The organism is Neolewinella aquimaris (assembly GCF_014197245.1).
Taxonomy (GTDB): Bacteria; Bacteroidota; Bacteroidia; order Chitinophagales; family Saprospiraceae; genus Neolewinella; species Neolewinella aquimaris.
In genome coordinates this window covers 1,097,976-1,120,398 of sequence record NZ_JACIFF010000001.1, presented here as the reverse complement: position 1 = coordinate 1,120,398, position 22,423 = coordinate 1,097,976, and the positions used below count along the sequence as shown (strand labels likewise).

The 22,423-nt window shown below is 58.9% G+C and carries 17 protein-coding genes; 6 read left to right on the top strand and 11 right to left on the bottom strand.

The window, feature by feature from the left end:
- Nucleotides 1-31: 31 nt before the first annotated feature.
- From GGR28_RS04485 to GGR28_RS04470, 4 genes are read right to left on the bottom strand one after another with little or no spacing between them, the layout of a single operon-like run.
- Entirely contained in the window at nucleotides 32-1,246 is a 1,215-nt protein-coding gene (locus tag GGR28_RS04485) for a hypothetical protein (protein WP_183494502.1), read from the bottom strand.
- A complete protein-coding gene (locus tag GGR28_RS04480; RefSeq protein WP_183494501.1) occupies nucleotides 1,236-1,787 on the bottom strand; it encodes an RNA polymerase sigma factor in 552 nt (183 codons plus the stop codon). The genes GGR28_RS04485 and GGR28_RS04480 overlap by 11 nt, the downstream gene beginning before the upstream one ends.
- A gap of 2 nt (nucleotides 1,788-1,789) precedes the next feature.
- Nucleotides 1,790-2,386 (bottom strand): hypothetical protein, encoded by a 597-nt coding sequence (locus GGR28_RS04475; RefSeq protein WP_183494500.1) that lies wholly within the window; start codon nucleotides 2,384-2,386, stop codon nucleotides 1,790-1,792.
- Nucleotides 2,387-2,408: 22 nt separating this feature from the next.
- The gene (locus GGR28_RS04470) at nucleotides 2,409-3,719 is read right to left on the bottom strand and encodes an LVIVD repeat-containing protein (RefSeq protein ID WP_183494499.1); all 1,311 of its coding nucleotides are present in this window, start codon (nucleotides 3,717-3,719) and stop codon (nucleotides 2,409-2,411) included.
- 109 nt (nucleotides 3,720-3,828) lie between these two features.
- On the opposite strand from GGR28_RS04470, the gene GGR28_RS04465 reads away from it, so the two are divergent.
- Nucleotides 3,829-4,707, top strand: coding sequence for a UbiA-like polyprenyltransferase (locus GGR28_RS04465; RefSeq protein WP_183494498.1), 879 nt, complete (start codon nucleotides 3,829-3,831; stop codon nucleotides 4,705-4,707).
- 127 nt (nucleotides 4,708-4,834) lie between these two features.
- Here the strand turns inward: GGR28_RS04465 and pheS are convergent, their stop codons facing one another.
- Nucleotides 4,835-5,887: a phenylalanine--tRNA ligase subunit alpha gene (gene pheS / locus GGR28_RS04460; protein WP_183494497.1), complete on the bottom strand. Its 1,053-nt coding sequence runs from the start codon at nucleotides 5,885-5,887 to the stop codon at nucleotides 4,835-4,837.
- Between the two features lie 61 nt (nucleotides 5,888-5,948).
- On the opposite strand from pheS, the gene GGR28_RS04455 reads away from it, so the two are divergent.
- Nucleotides 5,949-7,184: an O-antigen ligase family protein gene (locus GGR28_RS04455; RefSeq protein ID WP_183494496.1), complete on the top strand. Its 1,236-nt coding sequence runs from the start codon at nucleotides 5,949-5,951 to the stop codon at nucleotides 7,182-7,184.
- Here the strand turns inward: GGR28_RS04455 and GGR28_RS04450 are convergent.
- The 3 genes from GGR28_RS04450 to GGR28_RS04440 are packed head-to-tail and all read right to left on the bottom strand — an operon-like array spanning nucleotide 7,157 to nucleotide 9,826.
- A complete protein-coding gene (locus GGR28_RS04450; protein ID WP_183494495.1) occupies nucleotides 7,157-7,957 on the bottom strand; it encodes an SDR family oxidoreductase in 801 nt (266 codons plus the stop codon). The two genes, GGR28_RS04455 and GGR28_RS04450, sit on opposite strands and share 28 nt — an antisense overlap.
- A 42-nt stretch (nucleotides 7,958-7,999) precedes the next feature.
- Complete coding sequence (locus GGR28_RS04445; protein ID WP_183494494.1) at nucleotides 8,000-8,590, bottom strand: hypothetical protein; 591 nt, start codon at nucleotides 8,588-8,590, stop codon at nucleotides 8,000-8,002.
- A 42-nt stretch (nucleotides 8,591-8,632) separates the two neighbouring features.
- Nucleotides 8,633-9,826 (bottom strand): amidohydrolase family protein, encoded by a 1,194-nt coding sequence (locus GGR28_RS04440; RefSeq protein WP_221233787.1) that lies wholly within the window; start codon nucleotides 9,824-9,826, stop codon nucleotides 8,633-8,635.
- A 200-nt stretch (nucleotides 9,827-10,026) separates the two neighbouring features.
- Here GGR28_RS04440 and treF point away from each other — a divergent pair, with 200 nt between their 5' ends.
- Nucleotides 10,027-11,667 (top strand): alpha,alpha-trehalase TreF, encoded by a 1,641-nt coding sequence (gene treF / locus GGR28_RS04435; protein WP_183494493.1) that lies wholly within the window; start codon nucleotides 10,027-10,029, stop codon nucleotides 11,665-11,667.
- A 3-nt stretch (nucleotides 11,668-11,670) separates the two neighbouring features.
- Here the strand turns inward: treF and GGR28_RS04430 are convergent, their stop codons facing one another.
- The gene (locus tag GGR28_RS04430; protein ID WP_183494492.1) at nucleotides 11,671-13,443 is read right to left on the bottom strand and encodes a sodium:solute symporter family protein; all 1,773 of its coding nucleotides are present in this window, start codon (nucleotides 13,441-13,443) and stop codon (nucleotides 11,671-11,673) included.
- Nucleotides 13,444-13,529: 86 nt separating this feature from the next.
- Between GGR28_RS04430 and GGR28_RS04425 the strand changes: the two genes are divergently transcribed.
- Both GGR28_RS04425 and pruA read left to right on the top strand, forming a co-directional pair.
- Entirely contained in the window at nucleotides 13,530-14,768 is a 1,239-nt protein-coding gene (locus GGR28_RS04425) for a M14 family zinc carboxypeptidase (RefSeq protein WP_183494491.1), read from the top strand.
- A 70-nt stretch (nucleotides 14,769-14,838) separates the two neighbouring features.
- Nucleotides 14,839-16,470, top strand: coding sequence for an L-glutamate gamma-semialdehyde dehydrogenase (pruA, locus tag GGR28_RS04420; RefSeq protein WP_183494490.1), 1,632 nt, complete (start codon nucleotides 14,839-14,841; stop codon nucleotides 16,468-16,470).
- Between the two features lies 1 nt (nucleotide 16,471).
- Here the strand turns inward: pruA and acs are convergent, their stop codons facing one another.
- A complete protein-coding gene (gene acs / locus GGR28_RS04415) occupies nucleotides 16,472-18,388 on the bottom strand; it encodes an acetate--CoA ligase (protein ID WP_183494489.1) in 1,917 nt (638 codons plus the stop codon).
- Nucleotides 18,389-18,564: 176 nt separating this feature from the next.
- Here acs and GGR28_RS04410 point away from each other — a divergent pair, with 176 nt between their 5' ends.
- Complete coding sequence (locus GGR28_RS04410) at nucleotides 18,565-21,255, top strand: Kelch repeat-containing protein (RefSeq protein ID WP_183494488.1); 2,691 nt, start codon at nucleotides 18,565-18,567, stop codon at nucleotides 21,253-21,255.
- Here the strand turns inward: GGR28_RS04410 and GGR28_RS04405 are convergent.
- Nucleotides 21,242-22,270 carry an acyl-CoA reductase gene (locus GGR28_RS04405; protein ID WP_183494487.1) on the bottom strand — a complete coding sequence of 343 codons (1,029 nt, stop codon included), beginning with the start codon at nucleotides 22,268-22,270 and terminating at the stop codon, nucleotides 21,242-21,244. The two genes, GGR28_RS04410 and GGR28_RS04405, sit on opposite strands and share 14 nt — an antisense overlap.
- Between the last annotated feature and the right edge of the window lie 153 nt (nucleotides 22,271-22,423).

Below are 22,423 nucleotides of genomic sequence, written 5' to 3'. Positions count from 1 at the left end.
AATGCGCAATTGGCGCGCAAAGATAGGAATTTTAGAGCCGTCTACTAAGCCCCAATTCCAATCTCGTACGTTCTACGTCAATGACCCCGTCGCGGTAGAACTGACTAAAATACCGGCTCACGCCCACGGTGAGGCCGTATCGCTTTCCGAGCAACAGATCGCCCCTCAGCCACACGCTGGTGTTGAACCGGTTTACAGTGGTGATCACTGGATTGTAACCGGCGTTAGGTGCGACATTCGAAGCATCCAACATGCTGGATGAACCGAAACGCTCCTCCGCTACCGCGAACATCGTTGCGCTTCCATCGGACCGAGAATAGAGCACGGGACCTTCCCCCGATACCAAGTAGCCAATGCCCGCGCCCCCACTCAGGTAGAGCTTGCCACAGCTGCCGAAGCTTCGTCCCAGTCCGCCACGCAGCTCGATCTCGTGCGACCGTATCACGTCAAACCCACTCTCGGCAAAGGCGGCGCGCAGGGAGCTGGAGGAGAAGTTTGCGGGGGGCTGCGCCGAACCACTGGTAAACATATCCTCCAGGGCGTTTTCGTAGAGCGATTCCGCGATGGTGAAACTTCTCCGGGCATACCGGTAGCGGATCCCCACCGGAATGCTCCATTTTCCCCCGCCGATGCGGTAGCCGATTTCCGCAAAACCACCCGGTTTCCAGCTCTGGGTGTGTAGGTTAGTACCGAGGGTCACCGTAAACGTTCGGACCGGCGGGCACTCGATCTCCGGCGTCGCCAGCAGCAACCCGATCCGGGGCAGGAGTAAGGGCACGTCGAGAAATTGGGGACCCAGGGTCGGGATCTCCGTTACCGCCAAATACGCTTCGCGTGGGGAAGTTTTTTCCGTCGTTACACCGGGGGCGGAGAGCGCAGGAGCAATGCGTTCACCCGTAGTGGCTCCCGGTACTGTGCTAGGCGTCTCGTAAAGCGAAGTACTTGGGGAGGGGGCCGGATCACCTTGGTCGAGCAAGTCGGATACGGGTGCTACACTGCTCGCTTTTTCCGGCTTTTCCTCTACGATAGACGCTTGAGGAATGGCGCTGCTTTGCGTAGGGGCAGCAAGCTCGGTTGGCTGATTCCACAGCACCAGCGACCCCGCCAAAAGAGCGGGCAAGAGCAGCCAGAGAAAGGGAAGGAACCTCCGCCGCTTGCGACGGGCGAGCCGTCCGTTCATGTCCGTCCAGGCTTCGTTCCAGAAGGCCTCGTCCGGGGTCCAGTTTTGTTCGTTCCTATCCGGCATAACGGTTCTGATTATGGGATGCTTGGTTAAGTTTTTCGCGCAGCAACTGCCGTGCCTTATTGAGGTGCCAGCGGCTGTTGCCCTCGCTGAAGTGAAGTTTGGCGGCGATCTCGGCGTGGCTGTACCCCTCCACGGCAAATAGCCAGAACACCTCCTTGCTGGTTTCCGGTAAGAGATCGATCATGCGGCAGAGGTCGTCGGCATACAGCCGGTGGGTGATGCTGTCTTCCGTGGGTTGGTCCCAGTCGGCGATCTCGAGGGTCGGCCGCCGCCGTTGCTTACGGAACTGGTCAATGGTAGCGTTGAAGACCAGCCGCTTCACCCAGCCTTCGAGGCTGCCTTCCCAGCGGAACTGAGCGAGCTTTTCGAAGACTTTCATCATGCCGCCGTTGAGCAGGTCCATCGCCTCCTCACGTCCCGGTGCGTACCGCCGGCACACCGCCAGCGCCACGGGGGCGTACTTGCGGTAAAACAGCTCCTGGGCGCGGCGATCGCCCCGGATGCATTCCTCCACCAATGTTCGGTCCGTGCTTTCTTCCAACGCTAAAATCTTATTCCGGTCGTGAACGTCAGTCGCCGGTAGGTTACTTCACGGTCGCTTCGTTGTTGAACGGCGTTCGTAGTGCTCAGGGTCATTTCCGTAAAGCGGTATCCGACGTCGAAGAGCAGGCTTCCCCAGTGTCCGCCGGGCGGAGTAAGCACGATGCCCACCGACGGGTGAAGTACGGTGCCGAGCGACCGGGATTCGAGGGGTTGATCCCGGTGGCCGACCGGTAAATTTATTCCTCCCGTGAGGCGACCGACCGTTCGTACGCGTCCCTGGCCCAGCCGGTATTCGACCAGGCCCGTCAGTGAGGCCGCTCGTTCCCTGCGCCGCCCGTCCATGACTGCCAGTCCCGGACCGATCCCGACGGTGAACGATCGTAGGGGCACGATCAGGTGGTACTCCACTCCCATGCTCAGGTAGTTCTGCGTGAATTCTTCCGTACCCCAGAAGGAGCCGCGCATGCCGCTGTTTTGTGCCATCCCCACGGAAGTAGTGAGTTGGTGTCCGTACCACCGGTCGGGTCCGGAGTCGGTTTGGGCAGTCAGCGGCAGACCGAGTGCGAGCAGGAGTACTATCGTGAGGTATCTCATCATGGTGACGTGGAGTGGTAGAAAATTAGTCACAAACCGATAAGTCGCTGACTGCCGTGAGTATTCCGTCGTCTGAGTAGTCGTACTGCTTTATCCCGTTGGTCTCCCATCCGAACACGATCAGCTCGTTCTGTACGGGGCGGACAATCACGTCCATCGCATTGAAACCGGTGGCCTGGTGCACTTCCTCGTTGAGCAGTCCTTCGGGTGTCACCGAATATACCCTGATGCCATCGGTTGCCGAACAGAGGAACAGTCGGTCTCCATCGATACCCAAACCATGGCTGTTTACCATCGGAATTTCCTGTAGCAGTTGGGGATCGCTCGGGTCCTCTACATCTACGACCATGAGGCGGTCGCCCTGATCGCCGCAATTGCTGCCGCCCCACATCGTGACGTAGGCGATGTCATTCTGAACGATCACCGGATCACAGCTGCGCACGTGCTGGAAGGTGGACAGATACTGCGGATCGTGGGGGCTGTCGATGCTGTAGATGTGCATGCCGTTATTGGCTCCGATGTAAAGCTCGTCGCCGTAGGGGAAAATGGTCTCGATGCCCCAGCCCAGCTGGCTCGTACCAACGAATTCCGGTTGGTCCGCTTTGGCCAGGGAGAAGGTGCGCAGGGAGTTATCGTCCACCGCGTATAGCGTACCCTTGCTGATGGTAAACCGGGCCAGGCTGCCGCCGGTGCCGACGGTTTCGGGTGTGCCTCCGGCCTGCATGGCGGCAAAGTCGCCGTTGGCGGTCGAGAAGTTATTCACTTGGGCGCGCTCGGCAGCAAACAGAACGTCGTCCTCTAGGTACCAACCCTGATTGTAGAAAGGTGAGTTGCAGTCTACCGTTACGGACTCCGTTCCTTCGGTGTAGCCGACCACCACATCGCCGTCGTGGACCAGATTGGTGGAAAAGGTGCTGTAGAGCTCGAATACGTTCTTCGTGCGACTCAGAAACTCCGGGTCCGCCGGATCGCTGATGTCGAAGGCGAGCAGGTCTACGTACTGGTTCACGTACAGGATGGAGTTGCGTGCCGCAATGCCCTGTCCGCCGGGTATTTGCAGGAATTTAACGGGGCGGGGATTGGCGTTGTCCGTATTGTCGATGATGTGGAGACCTTCGTTGCGGTCCAGGACAAACAGGTAATTGCCGTAGACGTAAAAACCGCTTGGATCGCAGATGTCCGAAGCGGGGGCGGTAGCAAATTCATCCAACCGCCAGTCTGCGGCGGAGACGATGATCGGCGTGTAGGACTGGTAGGTGATTTCGTCCTGGCATTCGTCGCTGAGGCAGCCGGTAAGCAGAATCGCCAGTCCGCATAGGTGGAGAATATGTTTCATCGTTGGGTATTTGTGGGGTCAGACGGTGGGGGAGCGGGCGACGTTGGTCGGGGGGGCAACAATTTTGTCCGTATGGCTTTTACACCATACGATCAGTTCAGCGCAATTTATGACGACCATTCAGCGGGCCGGTGCTTTTTTCTCTCTCGTAAAGTTCTCGCATACGGTGTTCGCCCTTCCCTTCGCGCTGCTGGGGTTCTTCCTGGCTACGCTGGATCAGGGGGTCCTGAGTTGGCGAAACCTGCTGTTGGTGATCCTGTGTATGGTGTTCGCGCGTTCGGCGGCCATGGCGTTCAACCGGTGGCTGGATCGCAAGATTGACCTTAAAAATCCACGCACTGCCGTACGGGAAATTCCTGCCGGCATCATTTCGGCCCGGGCCGCCCTTGCTTTTGTCGTCCTGAACGGGTTGCTCTTCATCGGCACGGCGGGATTGCTTAATACGCTATGTTTACTGTTCTCGCCGGTGGCCTTGCTCGTCGTTCTCGGCTACAGCTACACCAAACGCTTCACCTACCTCTGTCACTTCGTACTCGGTCTGGGACTCGCCCTGGCGCCCATCGGTGCGTATCTGGCCGTGACTGCGGAGTGGGCTTTACTACCCGTTCTCTACGGGGTGGTAGTGCTGCTCTGGGTTTCGGGCTTCGACATCGTCTATGCCCTGCAGGATGAGCATTTCGACCGGGAGGAACGGCTTTACTCCATTCCCGTGAGGTTGGGAACGGTAAATGCCCTGCGGTTGGGCCGATTGATCCACTTTGCCTGTTCCGCTGTCCTGATTTACGCCCTGGTGCTTCAGTACCGGCTGTATCCGGAGTTTGGCGTACTTACCCTAGTCGGTGGACTGGTATTTCTGTGCCTACTGGCCTACCAGCATACCCTCATCAGGCCGGGCGATCTGAGCCGGGTTAACCTTGCCTTCTTTACCACGAACGGGGTGGCGAGCGTGGCCTTTGGAGTGGTCTCCATTCTTGATATTTACGTGTAGCGACGGCCTTCAGCCGTCAAGCTGTTATAAAAAACGGAAAAGCAGCGTGTCCATGAAAGTAGCGACGGCCTTTAGCCGTCCCGCTGTTATAAAAAACGGCAAAGCAGCGTGTCCACTGAAGTGGACGCTACAGGACGGAAGCAAACTGCCGCAAAAACCGAACATCGTTCTCAAACATCAGCCGGATATCGGTAATGTTGTACAGCAACATGGCCTGCCGCTCGATGCCCATGCCAAAAGCGTAACCGCTATACTTCTCGGGGTCGATCCCGCAGTTAAGAAGTACCTGGGGGTCGACCATGCCGCAGCCCATAATTTCGAGCCAGCCGGTGCCCTTGGTGATGCGGTGGTCGTGTTCGGTTTCCAGTCCCCACCAGATGTCCATTTCCGCGCTGGGCTCGGTGAAGGGGAAGTAGCTGGGCCGCAGCCGGATTTTGGTCTGTTCACCGTACATCTCCCGGGCGAAGTGGAGCAGCGTGGCCTTCATGTCGGCAAAGCTCACCTTCTCCGCGATGTAGAGGCCTTCCACCTGGTGAAATTGCGCATGGCTGCGCGCGCTGATGGTTTCGTTGCGGTACACCCTGCCCGGGGCGATGATCCGAATCGGCGGCTGCTGATTTTCCATAGTCCGGGCCTGCACCGAGCTGGTGTGGGTGCGCAGCAGCATGGCGGCATTATCGGGGCCGGCGGGTAGGCCGGCGGCGACGTAAAAGGTGTCCTGCATATCCCGGGCCGGATGATCCTCGGGGGTGTTCATGGCCGAGAAGTTGTGCCAGTCGTCCTCGACTTCCGGGCCCTCCGCTACCGCAAAGCCGATGCGTTCGAAGATCGAAACGATACGCCGCATGGTGAGCGAGATGGGGTGACGACTTCCGAGGGGAAGCGGCTCACCGGGGGCAGTCAGGTCGATGTCCTGGCCTTCCCGCTCGGTTTCCGCCGAGGTGGCCGCGGCACTCAGGGCATCAAACTTTTCCTGGGCGACTTCCTTGGCTCGATTGACCAACTGGCCGAAGTCGCGCCTCCGGTCGGCGGGAAGGTTGCGCATCTCGCCCATTAGGGGCTTGAGAACATTCTTGGTACCCAGGTAACGAATACGGAATTCCTCCACCTCCGCCGGAGAAGTGGCGGTAGCGGCCTCGATTTCGGCGATCAGCTGGTTGACGCGTTCGAATACATCCATGGGTCGGCAATTTGGGGGGCGAAGATAGAAACGTCGGCGGTAGCAAGGGTATCTTGCCACCATGAGGCCCGACCCGGACAACGCCCTGCGGAGAATATTGCTGGTGATCACCCTGGCCGGCATTTTCGTGGGAATGGTGTTCTCACCCGTCGTGCTTTCGATCGGCATCATCCTTACTGCGCTGTTACTCGTGCTCGGGCGGGACCGGGGACTGAATCCCGACTGGCGACGCGGCTTCCCCCTTCTTCTGCAAAGTTCCCTCTACTGGGGGCTCACGGGCCTTTACCTGCTGTTGATTGTCGGGATACCACAGACGGAAGACTGGCCCTACCTCCTGGAGCGATTACGCATCAAACTTCCCCTGCTCATTCTCCCCTTCGCCTGGGCGGCAATTGCCTTCGACCGGTCGGGATTCATTCGGCTCGGGCAAATCGGTCGCCGGGCAGTGCTTGTCTTTATCGCTGTGGTGCTTACTGGTGTGCTGCTCAACTACGCCCTTCACTTTGGGGCCATCAATGAGCTGATCGGTCAGGGAAAACCCATGCCCGTACCCCGGGAAAACCACATTCGCTTCAGTTTACTGGTTGCCATTGCTACGGTTATCGGCCTCGAGGGATGGTTTCGCTACCGGGACCGGGTACTGCTGGCGCTTTCGCTGTTTCTGCTCGCGGGACTACACCTGCTGGCGGTGCGTTCTGGCTTGGTCGCCGCTTATGCTGGTTGTGGCGTGGTCCTGGTCTGGACCTCCGTACGCCAGGGCAGCTATCGCTACCTCGTCTACGGATTGCTCGTTGCCGTCGCGATCCCCACCCTGGCGTACCTGACCGTACCTTCCTTTCGTACCAAGTTGCAGTACATGCGCTACGAACTCCTCCACCGCGACCCGAACAAGGATGCCCTGGAGTATTCCGACGAAGGCCGGCTGACCAGCATCAAGTTCGGACTAGAGCTCTGGCGGAAACATCCGGTGCTGGGGGTCGGACCGGGGAACTTGCGGATGGAAATGGATCGGATCTACGCGGACCGCCTGCCCGGTACACCGGGCAAACGACCGCACAATCAATTCGTTAGTGCCCTGGCCGGTAGTGGCCTGCTGGGCTTCGCGATCACCGTAGGCTGTTTTCTGCTCATCGGTTTCGGCGACGGCAGGTGGCGCGATCCGGCCTTCTTTGGCGTATGGACGGTATTTCTGCTCAGCTGCCTGGTGGAGAATACGCTGGAAAGCTCGGTGGGCGTATCCCTATTTACGGTTACCCTGCTGTTGCTGGGCTATCCGCCGAACCGAAAACCGGGGTAGAGCATCATGCCCCCGTCGACGTACACGGTGGTACCGGTGATGTAATCGCTGACGTCGCTGGCCAGGAACACGCAAAGATTCGCTACATCCTCAGGTTCTCCGATGCGGCCGTAGGGAATCAGGGTAAGCAATTTATCGAGGGCCTCTTCGGTTTCCCAGGCTTCCCGGTTGATGTCCGTCTGGATTGCACCCGGGGAGATGGAATTTACCCGGATCTTATCGGCCGCCAGTTCCTGTGCCAGGCTTTCCATCATCATTTTCACTCCGCCCTTGGCGGTCGCGTAGTTGACGTGGCCAGCCCAGGGAATTTCGTCGTGAACGCTGCTCATGCAGATGATCTTTCCCGCTGCCCGACCGTGCTCGTGAACCCCCTGCTTCTTAAAAATTCGGGCGGCGGCGCGGCAGGCAAGAAACTGGCCGGTCAGGTCTACGCTGATCACCTTATTCCACTGTGCGAGGGTCATCTCGGTGAACGCGGCATCGGACTGTAGGCCGGCGTTGCTGACGAGTACATCCAAGTGGCCGAAGGTATCCAGACAGGTTTGGAAGAGCCGTTCGACGTCGTCTTCCTTCGATACGTCGGCCTGTACGGCGATGGCCTGCCCGCCCCGCTGCTGGATTTCACTGACGGCATCTTCCGCCTCCACCTTGCTGCTGTGGTAGTTGATTACGACGTTCATTCCCTCGTCGGCGAGGCCCATGGCACAGGCGCGGCCGAGTCCGGTGCTGGAACCGGTTACGATCGCCGTTTGTCCCTTCAAATTGATTTCCATACGGTAGTTTGCGCTTGAACGTGGCTACGCCGGGGCGGTTCGCTACCGGGGTCCCCCCAGATACCGGTAACTGCGGAAGAAGCGGTCGGAGGAATCACTCAGTCCCCGGCCCGTCAGCGAAAAGGTTTTGAGCTCGTAGTAGCGGTTGCCGATCACGAAAGCGAGGGTGCGGGCGCTCGCTTCTCCGTCTTTATAGTCGATTCGCCAGATGCGCCCGGGATAGCCGAGTACTTCCCGCTCGGTAGCGTACACCACCTCGCCCCGCAGGGCCTCGGCTGCTGCCTCCTCGGTGGAAGCTAAGAATTCACCCACGAGTTCGGTGCTATCCTGGTGCACCGCCCCGGTGGGGTAATCGACGTAACTCAGCACATAGATCAGGTTCTCCGCCCGGTCGATTTCCGGCACCTTGAAGAAGTAGGTATGAAAGGCCTGCTGCCCCATCGCGGTCTCCAGGGTGTCGATCTTGTGTTCGAAGGGGCCCGGTGTTTCGATGCGGAAACGTCCGTCGATGTCGTCGATGGTTTCCCAGCGGTGATCCGCTTCCCAGCTTTTGACCGGGCCGGCCGTAGCATCCAGCATGGGGGACTGGGCAACTACGGAAGCGGTAAACAGGAAACACAGAATTCTTAGCATACCATAAAGACACCGTGGCACGCACCGAGGTTGTTTGCACGTCTACGACAGCCGTTGCACCCGCGTGCCCGCCCCGATACTGAAGTTGGCCGGTTCGTCGCCTTCCAGGTCCCGTAGTGCCAGCAATCCGGGCCGCTTGCCTACCTCGAGACTGCCGAACTCAGCGTCGAATTGCAGGGCCTCGGCGCCGTTCAGGGTGGCCCAGCGCAGGAGGGTAGGGAAGGGAATGAAGCTCTGGTAGCGTGATATGGTGCGCAGCTCATCGAGGACGTCGAGCTGCCAGTTGGAGGTGAGGCTGTCGGTACCGATACACACCTTCGCGTCGGTACGCAAAAACCGTTCGTAACGGGGGAGGCGATTTTCGATGTATAGGTTGGCGTTGGGACAGGTGGCCCAGTATACGCCGTTTTCTCCCCACGCTCGGGCGGCGAAAATGGCCTCTTCGGTAGTCAGCGTGTTGTGCACGAAGAGTGTCCGTTTGCGGGGATCCATGTGCTGCATGGCGTGAAAAATGGAGGGGGTACCGGGTGCGCGAAAGTGGTCCAGCGTGGCTCCAAAACCCTCGAAGAAGGCTCGAAAATCTCCGTCACCGGTCAGGAAAAGCTCGTCCTCCGCCAATGTTTCCTGGTTATGAATGCTGACCGTTTCCGTACCCCGGTTAAGCGCGTTGATGCTGGCGTACAGGGGTTCACTGACCGTATAGGGAGAGTGGGGGACGGCACTTTTGGGCGAGGGTTGTCCGCTGTGAACCGGAACGTACTGATCGAAACTGGCTTCCGCCCGGTCGGGCTGCAGGAAGTCGAACATCTCCACGAAATTATAGTAGCGGATCGGGCTGTTGCGCTTGACCTCCGCGGTGTCGAGCTTGTTGCAAATGTCGCCCACCGCCTGAATGCCCCGTTCCCACATGAGGCGGTCCTGTTCCGCGATGGCCGCGTCGATTTCCGCCTGCGGCACGTCCCGCATCGTGACGACATCGACGAGGAAGGGCAGCAGTGTTTTTCCGGTCGCGCTCTTGCCCTTTAAGTGACTCAGTTCCAGGTGACAGTGCGCGTTGACGAAGCCGGGAATCAATACGCCCGTCACCTTTTCCGGCGGGGACGCAGGTGCAGTGAATCCAGCCGAAGCCGGGTCACTCACCCGAATGATCGTACCGCTAGCGTCGGTTTCCACGATCCCGTTGGCAATGGGGGCGGAGCTCACGGGGAAAACGTAATCGGCGGTGTAGGCGGGCATAATGTGCTGAATTGAGCGGGCGAAGTTAGGCCTCTCCCGCTTCTCCGGTCGGTCGTGCCCGTGCTGCCGGCATAGGTAGCTAGTGGCAACGGAATGAACGAGTCGGGCCGGGGGTGACCTGCCCTCCGGGACAAGCGGTCGGCGAAAGTAAAAGTAGCAGGACGAGGTAGCGCACCGCTAAATTTAATATCTTTCGGCCCATGCGCTACTTCGCTTTTGCGATTTTGACCCTCCTGCTGGGTTGCACCGATAACCCAAATGCCCCGGAGGCCAACGACGGACCCAGAACCGTCACTATTCGACCCGACACCATTCTTGCTGACCAGCTGGAGCCTCCGGATATTTTGTTCGGCGAGCTCTTCCGCCGGGTGCAAATGGAGCAGTTGTTTGAGGAGAGCAAAACCTTCGTCGATATGATTCCCCGGCGTACCGCGGCGGCAATCATGGCGGATTACGCGGAGCAAAAAGGAACGGACTCCTTCAACCTGGAATCGTTCGTAACTGAGAATTTCGCTCCACCGATCAATACCTCTAATAATTTTGCCAGTAGGGGGGACCGCGGGATCGTGGGCCACATAAATGCCCTCTGGCCGGTGCTGACCCGCGAGGCCGGAAGCGACGAAGGGGGAGCGGGCAGTCTGATCGTACTGCCGGAAAACTACTTCGTTCCTGGTGGGCGATTCCGCGAAGTGTACTACTGGGATTCCTACTTCACCATGCTCGGCTTCGCGACGGCCGGCGAGGTCGCCACGGTGCGGGATATGGTGGAAAACTTCGCATACCTCATCGATAATTTAGGGTTCATCCCCAACGGCAACCGGACGTACTACCTGACGCGGTCCCAACCCCCCTTTTTCTCCTTCATGGTGGATGTGCTCGCCAATATTGAAGGGGATGGCGTGTACACCGAATTCCTCGATCAGCTAAAGGCGGAGCACCGTTTCTGGATGGACGGCGAGACCGAGGTCGGTCCCGAAAACCGCGCGGTAAAACACGTCGTGTGGATGGCCGATAGCGTACTGCTTAACCGGTACTACGACGCGGGACACCGCCCCCGCGCCGAGAGCTACCGGGAAGACCTCGCCATCATCCGCGAGAGCGAACGCGACAGCCAGACGGTGGCCCACGAACTGAGGAGTTGCATCGAATCCGGCTGGAATTTCAGCGGCCGGTGGTTTGCGGACGGTCGGAATATCTCCACGATAAACACCACGGAGATTGTCCCCCCCGACCTCAACTCCCTTCTCTATCACCTGGAGGCTACCATTGCCGAGCACTCCGAGCTAATCCCGGAAAAGAACGCCTGGACCCAACGCGCCGAGCGGCGCAAGCGTGCCGTGGAGAAGTATCTCTGGAATGAGTCGACCAAGTGGTACGAAGACCTCAACTGGACCACCGGCCGACCCACCGGCTACCTCAGCCTGGCGGGTATCTACCCCTTCTTTGTCGGCCTGGCCGATCAGGATCACACCCCGCCGGTTGTCCGGCGACTGAAGTCATCCTTCCTTGCCGCCGGCGGACTACGTACGACGCTGAATACCACCGGTTTTAAGTTTGACAGCCCCAACGGATGGCCGCCGCTGCAGTGGATGGCCTACGACGGCATGAAGCGCTACGGTGCCAATGAACTTGCTTCCACCATTCGCAGGCGTTGGATGGACAACAACGAGAAAGTCTATGAAAAGCTGAATAAGCTGGTCCAGATGTACAACGTCGAGGAAATCAGCGTAGAAGCAAAAGGGGGCGGCGGCTACCCCCGACAGGATGGCTTCGGCTGGACCAATGGCGTATACCTCCGCATGGCGCAGGAAGCCGTCGACGACGCGAGCCGCGGAGAGTAGATCTTACCGCAGCTTCCGCCAAATGTAGAGCAGGGTGCCCGCTCCGACGAGAGCAACCACCAGAGCCGTTAGCGCGCCGCTGAGGTTGGCATACAGGTAGAATCCGGTCGCGAATAGCGTAGAATAAACGGTGATCGCACCCACCAGCATGGCCAGAATACGCAGGGGCAGCTGTCCGTCGTCCCGTGCATCGATGGTCTCGGGCATGCTGCGAACCACCGGGTCCCATCCCGGGCCGCCCGGCCGGGTTGTCGCGTAGAAGTTCTGGAGGGTCGCCATTTCCGTCGGCCGGGTCATCAGGGTTACGGTCACCCAGCCCACCGTGGTCAGTGCGATACCGGTGATCAGTTTTTGGTAATCGAGTAGCCCGGGAAAGCCCGCGGGCTCCCACCCGAATTCAAGGAAGAGCGCTACGGCAAAGGAGATGAACATCCCGGCAATCTCGGTATATGCGTTGATGCGCCACCAGAACCAGCGGAGGATGAAGATCAACCCCGTACCGGCACCGATTTGCAGTAGAATGTTGAAGGCCTGCAGCGCATTCGTAAGGGCGAGGGCGAACACGGCCGCCAGCACCATAAGGGCCACCGTGCTGATGCGACCAATGAGCACGAGGCGGTCCTCGGAGGCGTCGGGATTGATGAAGCGGTGGTACCAGTCGTGTACCACATAGCTGGAGCCCCAGTTAAGGTGGGTGCTGAGGGTCGACATCAGGGCCGCGATCAGGGAGGCGATGACCAGGCCGAGCAGCCCCGTCGGTAGGTGACTCAGCATGGCGGGGTAGGCCAGGTCGTCGTTAATCACGCTGGGCGCTACGTTAGGAAATGCTGCGGCAATGCTGTCGAGATCCGGAAAAATCACGATCGAACAAAGCGCAATGAGAATCCAGGGCCAGGGGCGTAGGGCGTAGTGAAAAACATTGAAGAGCAAGGTGGCACCAACGGCGTGATTTTCACTCTTCGCGGCCAGCATCCGTTGGGCTACGTAGCCGCCGCCACCCGGCTCGGCACCGGGGTACCAAACGCTCCACCACTGCACCGCGATGGGTACCACGAAGAGTGGGACGTAGACCGACGGGTTGTCGAAATCAGGGATCAGGTCCAACTGAGAGTTTACCTCGGGGTGGGCAAGTAGGGCTTCCAGTCCGCCTACTTCCGGCAGATTTACTATGACGTAAGCGGCCCAGATCGCTCCGGCCATGGCGAAAATGAACTGTACGAAATCGGTCAGGATCACGCCCTTAAGTCCACCCAGCGCGGAATAAATTACGGTAACCACCGACACCAGGGCGACCGTCGTAATCGGATCGATGTCCAGCAGCACGCCGGCGATCTTGATGCCCGCCAGGCAGACCGTGGCCATGATCATAATGTTGAAGAACACGCCCAGGTAGATGGCCCGAAACTGCCGCAGGAAGCGGGCGGGAGCACCAGCGTAACGGAGTTCGTAGAACTCCAGATCGGTCATTACTCCCGAACGGCTCCACAGGCGGGCGTAGACAAACACCGTGAGCATACCCGTCAGCAGGAAGGCCCACCAGGCCCAGTTACCGGCCACCCCCTGCTTACGAACGATGTCGGTGACCAGGTTGGGCGTATCGGCCGAAAAGGTGGTGGCCACCATGGATACGCCGAGGAGCCACCAGGGCATGTTGCGACCGGAAAGAAAGAATTCCTGGGTGGATTTTCCTGAATCCCGACTGGCCCAGAGCCCGATGGCGAGGGTAACGGCGAAAAAGATAAATACGATGATCCAGTCGAGGGAGGTAAGCTGCATACTATATGTTGGGAGTGCGCGGTTAAGGTAGTATTGTTTCGCTGCAATACACAACAAATGCTCCCCGAGCGAGGTACCTTACCACAGTGAAATTGATTTTACCCATACTTTGCTTCCTGCTGACAGGAAGTTCAGCTTGGCTTGCGGCGCAGAGCGATCCACTGCGCACGGTAAATGAATTCGACTGCCGCAGCGATCGCCTCGTGCCGGAAGATGCCTACCCCACCTACGACCATTACGAGCGCATCATGTACGAACTGGCGCGTCGGCACCCCGATCGCTGCCGGGTGGAAGTGTGGGGTACCCTGCCATCGGGACGTAAAATCCTCGCCCTGAAAATGACGCAGGGCGTGCAGTACGAGCGGGCGCGTCCGCAGGTGCTGTGTACGGCCGCCATGCACGGCGATGAGCTGGCCGGGTACTGGGTGTTGCTCCGCCTCGCCGAAGACCTCCTAACCAACGATCGAGGCGGCCTGCTCCGGGAAGCCGTCCTTTACATCAACCCCCTCGCTAACCCCGATGGTGCCTACGCCGGCGGCGACCACAGTCTGGCCAACAGCCGCCGGGGCAATGCGCTCGGCGTTGACCTGAACCGCAACTACCCGGATCCCGACGACGGACAGTTTCCCGACGGCAACGATCACCAACCGGAAACGCGCATTTTTATGCGGGCGGCCGCCCACCACGGGTTCGACCTTGCGATCAACTTCCACGGCGGGGCCGAACTGTTCAATTATCCCTGGGACACCTACCGCAGCCGCCACCCCGATACCGACTGGTGGCGTAGCGTTAGCCGGGAGTTCGCACTAACCGCCCAACGGGACAGCCAAAACGGAAATTACTTTAAGGACCGGGCCAATGGCGTGACCAACGGCCACGATTGGTACCCCATCGCCGGATCCCGCCAGGATTACATGAACTACTACCACCACACCCGGGAGGCGACGGTTGAAATCACCAACGTAAAGCGCTTCCCCGCCCGGGAACTGCCCGAACTGTGGACGTCCATCCGCGGGGCTTTGCTGAATTATTTAAACGAAGCGCGATACGGCGTCCACGGAATCGTGACCGACCGCATCACCGGTAAGCCGCTGCGCGCCCACATCACCATTCCCGGTCACGACGAGATGCGGTCGTCGGTCTACAGTGAATGGCGCACCGGAGATTTCTACCGCTACCTGGCCCCCGGTACCTACCGCATGCTCATTTCCGCCAGCGGCTACCGGACGCGGCAGGTAATCGTAACCCTGCGCGACAAGGAGCGCTACTCGCTGGAAGTTGCCCTCGAACGGATTCCCACGTTCAACTCCGCACGGAAAAAGTAGGGGAACACCGCCACGCCGCTGACCTTCAACTTGCCTTGCTACCTTTGGTGCTCCTAACCAACCAATCCCCATGTCCGACGCAATATTCAATATCGACATCCCCTACAACGAACCCGTACTCAGCTACGCACCCGGCAGCCCGGAACGCGAGGAGTTGAAGCAGGCCATCAAAGAGGCAAGGGTAGCAGAACGGGAATTGCCCGCCTTCATCAACGGCGAGCGGATCCTTGACGGTGAGAAAGTCGCCGTTCACCCACCCCACGAAACAGCCTTCACCCTCGGCCATTTTTACCGCGGTACCACCGAGCACGTCCACCGCGCCATCGATGCCGCACTCGCCGCCAAGCCCACCTGGGAAGCCCTGCCGTGGCAACAGCGCGCCGCCGTCTTTTTGCGTGCAGCCGATCTGCTGGCCGGCCCCTTCCGCGCACGGATGAATGCCGCAACCATGCTGGGGCAGAGCAAGAACGCCTACCAATCGGAGATCGACGCGGTTGCCGAGCTCTGCGATTTTTTCCGCTTCAACGCCTACTTCTTGCAGGAGATTTACCGCGACCAACCCCTTCACTCGCCCCCCGGCACCTGGAACCGGCTCGAATACCGGGCACTGGAAGGATTCGTGCTGGCCATCACCCCCTTCAATTTTACGAGCATTGCCGCCAACCTGCCCGCTGCCCCGGCACTGTGTGGAAATACCGTAGTGTGGAAGCCCGCCGAAACCCAGATCTACTCGGCCGTCGTCATCATGGAACTCTTCGAAGCTGCCGGACTGCCGAAGGGCGTGATCAACCTCATCTACACCGATGGACCCGCAGTGGGCGACATCGTATTCAAACACCCCGATTTTGCCGGACTCCACTTTACCGGGAGTACCAAGGTTTTCCAGGAGTTGTGGCGGGAGATCGGCAACAACATCTCGGGCTACAAAACCTATCCCCGCATCGTGGGTGAAACGGGCGGAAAGGATTTTATCGCCGTTCACCCGTCCAGCGATCCGGAACAAGTGGCGGTTGCAATCGTACGGGGCGCCTTCGAGTTTCAGGGCCAGAAGTGTTCCGCGGCTTCCCGCGCTTACCTCCCGGCATCCCTCTGGCCGGCCATTAAGGAGCACGTGGTCGAAAAGACCGGCAGCCTGAAGATGGGAACGGTAGAAGACTTTGGTAACTTCGTCAACGCCGTCATCGACGAGCGCGCCTTCGACCGCATCACCAAATATATTGCTGATGCCAAGGAAGACGCCGATGTAGAAATCGTTACCGGCGGTAACTTCGATAAGTCCGACGGCTACTTCATTGAGCCCACCGTACTGCTCACCAAAGATCCCCACTACGTAACGATGGAGGAGGAGCTCTTCGGGCCGGTAATCACCATCTACGTCTACGAAGACGAAGACTGGGAAAAGACCCTGCACCTGGTGGATACCACCTCGCCGTATGCACTCACCGGCGCAGTGTTCGCCACCGACCGCGGCGTAATCGAGCACGCCTCCAAAGCGCTACGCAACGCAGCCGGCAACTTTTACATCAACGATAAACCCACCGGTGCGGTGGTCGGACAGCAGCCCTTCGGCGGCGCCCGTGCCTCCGGAACCAACGACAAGGCCGGTAGTGCCCTGAACCTCCACCGCTGGATCAGCCCGCGCCTGATTAAGGAAAATTTTGATCCCCCCGTCGATCACCGCTACCCCTTCCTGGGCGAGTAGATCACACCACCCCGTCGATCACTTCCTGTACCGCCTCGGGGTTCAGCAGGGTAGAGGTGTCACCCAGTTGGTCTACCTCACCGGCGGCGACCTTGCGGAGGATGCGGCGCATGATCTTGCCCGAGCGGGTTTTGGGCAGTTCGCTGACGAACTGAATTTTATCGGGCTTCGCGATTGGGCCGATTTCCTGACGGACCATTGCGATGATCTCCTCCCGGAGCGCATCGTCGTGGGCCACGTTGTCGGCAACGATCACGTAGGCATAGATGCCCTGACCCTTGATTTCGTGGGGATATCCTACCACTGCCGACTCGATCACGCCTTCGTGCTCGTTGATTGCGTTTTCGACCTCAGCGGTACCCATGCGGTGACCGCTGACGTTGATGACGTCGTCGACGCGACCGACAATGCGGTACATCCCGTCGGCATCGCGGCGGGCACCATCACCGGTAAAGTACATGCCCGCTACGGTGGTGAAGTAGGTAGTGCGACAGCGCTCGTGATCTCCCCAGGTCGTCCGCAGGATGCTGGGCCACGGAAACTTTACGCAGAGCAGGCCGCTTTCGGGGTTCCCCATGAGCTCTTCGCCGGTATTCTTATCTACCAGCGCCATCTGGATTCCCGGGAGGGGATAACCGGCAAAGGTGGGTTTTTGCGGACTCAATCCGCCCAGCCCGGAGATCATCATGCCGCCGGTTTCGGTTTGCCACCAGGTATCAACGACGGGTACCTTGCCCTTACCCACGTGCTCGTGGTACCATTCCCAGGCCTCCTCGTTAATGGGTTCCCCGACCGAGCCGATTACCTTCAGGTCGCTGAGGTCGTGGCCCTCTACGAACTTATTCCCCCGGGCCATAAGGGCGCGGATGGCGGTCGGTGCGGTATAGAACTGATTCACCCGGTGCTTGGCGCACACCTGCCAGAACCTGCTCGCATCGGGGTAGGTCGGCACGCCTTCGAACATGAGGGTCGTGGCGCCGCACAGGAGCGGGCCGTACAGAATGTAGCTGTGCCCCGTAATCCAGCCGATATCGGCCGTACACCAGTAAACGTCGCCCGGCTCGTACTGGAACACATTCAGGAAGCTGTAGGCAGTGTATACCATATATCCGCCGCACGTATGCACCACCCCCTTCGGCTTACCGGTACTCCCGGAGGTGTATAGAATAAACAGTACGTCCTCAGCATTCATGACTTCCGGCGCGCAGGTCAGCGGCTGTTCGTCGACCCGGTGGTGGTACCATACATCCAATTTATCGTTCCAGGCCACCGTTTCCCCCGTGTTTTTATGGACCAGAACGATTTCTACGGACGGGCAACCCAGGGCAATGGCATCGTCCACCACCTCCTTCACGGGAATGTTTTTATTGCCCCGGCGATTGTAATCCGAACAGACAATGATTTTACAGTTAGCATCATTTACCCGGTCGGCCAGTGCCTGGGCACTGAATCCCGCAAATACCACCGAATGAATCGCTCCGATCCGGGCGCAGGCCAGCACCGAAATGGCCAGTTCGGGTACCATGGGCATGTAGAAACATATGCGGTCTCCCTTACCGATGCCCAAGGAGCGAAGGGCGTTTCCGACCTTGCAAACTTCCGCATGGAGCTGGCGGTAGGTCAGGTTGATCACTTCCCCACCGGGTTCGTTGGGCTCGTAAAGGATGGCCGTCTGGTCGCCCCGCGACTCCAGGTGGCGGTCCAAACAATTTTCGGTAATGTTCAGGGTTCCGCCCCCAAACCACTCCACCTTAGGCTTGCTAAAGTCCCAGTCCAGGACGCGATCCCACTTTTGGTGCCAGTGAAAGGTTTCGGCTTGTTCCGCCCAGAACCCCTCGGGGTCGGAGACGCTGCGTTGGTACGTATCCTGGTAGGCACGAAAGCTATTAATTTTCTTGGGGAGATCGACTGACTGCATGAGGGGGAGTTTAGGTTGCCAATATATGAGTTGGAGCGTAAGGGCCGGCAGATTTAATAGAGGAGGAAGGATTCAATAAATACTTATGAAATATTGCTCATATATTAGAATCCTTTCCGATATTAGAGTATAGTATTCACACCTATTTTACACCTACACCTATTAATGCCTACCCTATGGGAATACCCTTACCCTTTCCCCTGCGCTTCATCGTGCTTTTTGCCGTCCTGACACAATTGGCTTCCGGTAATTTAGCCGGCCAGTCTTCCGCAGCCGGAGACTACCCAAGCTGGAAAGTGATCAATCAGTCGCCCTATCCCCGCGCGGAGGGTGCTATGATCAGTTACCGTGGCGAATTCTACTACTTCAACGGGTTTACCTCCAATGTCCGGTTTCTGAACGTAAACGAAAAATACAATCCTGCCACCAACACCTGGACGACGCTGAGCTCCATCCCGAACAAACCCGACGGCTCCTTCGGCGGGTTTACGCATACGGCCATTACCGTGGTCGGCGACCAGATATGGTTGGCCGGTGGCCGGTCGGGGAACGTCGGCTACCACACCACGGACCAGATATGGGTCTACGACGTACCCACCGATCGGTGGAGCCTGGGGCCATCCCTCCCCGCGCGGGGTGGTGGCGGTGGGATGGCCCGCCTGGGCCGGTCGGTCCACTACTTTGGTGGGTTCGACTACCGATCGGCCTGCGACGTTGATGATCACTGGGTGTATGACCTGGACCACCCCGACCGGGGGTGGCAAGATTTTACCGCTACCTCCCCCATGCCGCTGGCCAGGAATCACTTTGGTACGGTGACCCTGGGGGGTAAATTGTACGCGATCGCCGGCCAGCACGGACACGAAGGATGCCAGAAGGGTAAGAACATGACCTACGTCCACCGCTACGATCCCTTCACGGATACCTGGGAGCGACTTGCCGACTTCCCCCACGTACAGTCGCACATTGAGCCAAGCACCTTCGCCTACAACGGAAAGATCTATTCGCTCGGAGGACAGGGCCAGGAGAGTGCCAAAGTAGCCGAGTACGATCCGGCGGTTAACAGCTGGCGGATCCTCGATGATATGACCCTGCCACTGCGCCTGATCGCTCCAGGAGCTAAAGTGTATAACGGCAACCTCATCGTGATGGGCGGCGGTGAGATCGCGGTAAACCAAGCCCGCGCTGCTACCAGGGTCAAGACCTTTCGGCCTAATGAAACCAAAAAACTCGGCTTTCACCCCGCTGTCCTGAACACTACGGGCAAGGAAGTGAGAAAGTCAGAAATTATCTTGTCCAACTACAGTGCGGAAGATGAGGTGAGGTACACCATCCAAACTTCGGATCTCCCGGCGTGGCTAACCATCGACCGGGCGAGTGGAACGGTACGAGAGTCTTTTGGTGAGGTGGAAGTCACGGTAAACCCGCTCGGACTTTCTGCCGGCAGCTACCGCTATACGCTACGTGCAACCGCCAACGGATATCAGCCGGCGACGCTTGACGTATCGTTCACCGTCGGTCAGGAGGGGAGTACGCCCCAACCCTACTTCGCCTTTCGGGAAGCCGAATGTGCAAACGTCGGTACCAACTGGGTGACGGGCAAACACTCCACGGCCTCCAATGGAGAATACATCAACATCAAGCCGGGAATGAACAGTACCGGTAGCGTACCCGGCAATCCCCCGGCCAACCACGTATCGTTTGAATTCGATCTTCCGCGTGCGGACCAGTACCAGTTTTTCGCCCGCGCCGATGCACCCACCACCTCCGACGATTCGTTCTGGTTTCGGCTCAATGGTGGAGAATGGATCGTTTGGTATAGAGGCCTGACCACCTACGGTGCGGGGTTCAGTTGGCGACGGGCACCCGAGAGCCCGTTCAACCTGCCCGCCGGTCGGGCGACCCTGGAAATCGCCTACCGCGAGGATGGGATGAAACTCGATAAAATACTCCTGACCTCCCACAGCGAAATGCCGTCCGGCCTGGCGGGTAGTGACCCGGGCTGCGGTAGTGCCCCGCCACCACCGCCGCCGCCACCGCCACCGCCGCCGCCGCCGCCACCAACTTCAGGTGACGCAGCGTTCTGGGGGGAAGCAGAGTGTGCTCCCGCCGGTAGCGGCTGGGCAACGGGCGAGAGTGCTGCCGCCGCAGGCAGTAAGTACCGGTATTTCCGCGGTTCCCACCAGTTTGTCGCCCCCAATCGGCCACCCAATTCAGAAGACATCTCGTTCACAACAACGCTCTCCGAGTCGGGCACCTATTATTTGTACTGCCGCATCAATGCGCCCGACAACAGCACTAACTCCCTCTGGGTAAAGGTGGACGGAGGCAACTGGATCAAATTCTGGAAGAACACGGACGGAAGCAACATGCTCACCAACGGATTCGAGTGGAAGCAAGTCAACGACGACACCCGTCCGATCTCATTCGCCCTGGCGGCGGGTAGCCACACCATCACGATTGCCAACCGGGAGGCGGGTACGATGCTCGACAAGGTGCACCTCGGAAAGAGCGCGACCACGCCCACGGGTCTGGGCGGCGCGCCGACCAATTGCATCAATCAGCTTGCAGCAAGGTCTAACTTCCTGGTCCGCACCGAGGAGGTCAATGCGCAAAACTGGTTGGAGGTATACCCTAATCCGGTTACCGATCGGTTCCGCTTCGATCTGGAAGGCACGAGCGAAGGAAGGGTAGAACTCCGACTGACGAACGTAAGCGGGCAACTGCTGGAGGTCAGAACGTACGACAAGGTTGGCGAGCAGCTTTCCGACCAGCTCGACTTATCCGCACTGCCCGCCGGACTCTACTACCTCAATTTGATCTTGGATACGGAACGGATCGGTACAACCCTGCTTAAAAGCCGGTAGCCAGAAAGGCCATGGTGTCCACCCCGTCCGCGTAATCCCCTAGTCCCGGCCGCTGCGCCTGCCCGAAGTCGAACGTCGGCACATCGAGCAAGCCCGGCCGGGCTACTACCAATTGCAGCTCGCTTTCCCGCTCACGTAGCTCCTGCGTCACCGCCCCTAAGCTGTTGTAATACGAGAAGTAGAGCCCCGAAATGTGGGAGGCCAGTTGCTCGGACTCCCGCAAAATGATCGCCCCGTTGTGGTAAAATGGCTCCTTGTTGAGGGTCAGCAGGGCGAAATTGTAGTCAAAGTTGTTCTTCCACTTCACGTGGTTTTGGTAGCCCTTCCACTCGTGAAAATGTTCCAGGAGGGGATCGAAATCGTACCCCCTTGGGACGTAAATTTTCGACACGTTACGGCAGCCCAATCCAAAATAAGCGAATACGTCATCGCCTAAGCGTTCCAGTTCCTCCTCCGTTTCGTGGCCGGTGAGTACGGCTACGGCGTTGCGGTTGCGTCGGATGATGTGGGGGTACTTACCGAAGTATGCCTCGAAGTATCGCGAACTATTGTTGCTTCCGGTAGCCACGATGGCGTCGAAGCCGTGAAGGTGCTCTGCGATAGTAAAGTAGGCCTCCACACGCGCGTCGTACTTGGCCAGCAGCTGGAGCAGGTAGGGTAGCACGTAGGGATCCTTACTGCTGAGTTTGATCTGCGCGCGGTGACCGGCAAGGAATACCGAGAATACGTCGTGCAGTCCGACGAGCGGAATGTTGCCGGCCAGAACGAGGCCAACCGTCTTTTTGGGCGGGAACGCAGGTGCAGCGATGGGATAATCCGAGAGCCACTCGCGCAACTTATTCTCCTGAAGGAACTCGTCGATTACGGCACGCAGCGCGCGTTGCTGGTTCGCTAAGGTAAGCCAGTTGTTGTTAAACTCCGTCCGTTTCATCAGCGCGGTGAGGAACTCGTCCTCATCCGAGTTAAGGTGGCGGGCGAGCCGCAGCAGGATTGAAATTCGGTCGTCCAGGGTCATTAACTGTGCATATTTTACCGCTTGCCGGCGGTGCGGGTTTGGGCCGCGCCACCGAACGGGATCACTATGGCAAGGGTACGTTTTTCCGGCCACATGGTTTACGCGGTCGTCGTTGGGGTTCCCGCTAGCCTTGTCGGAGAGATTGTTGAAATC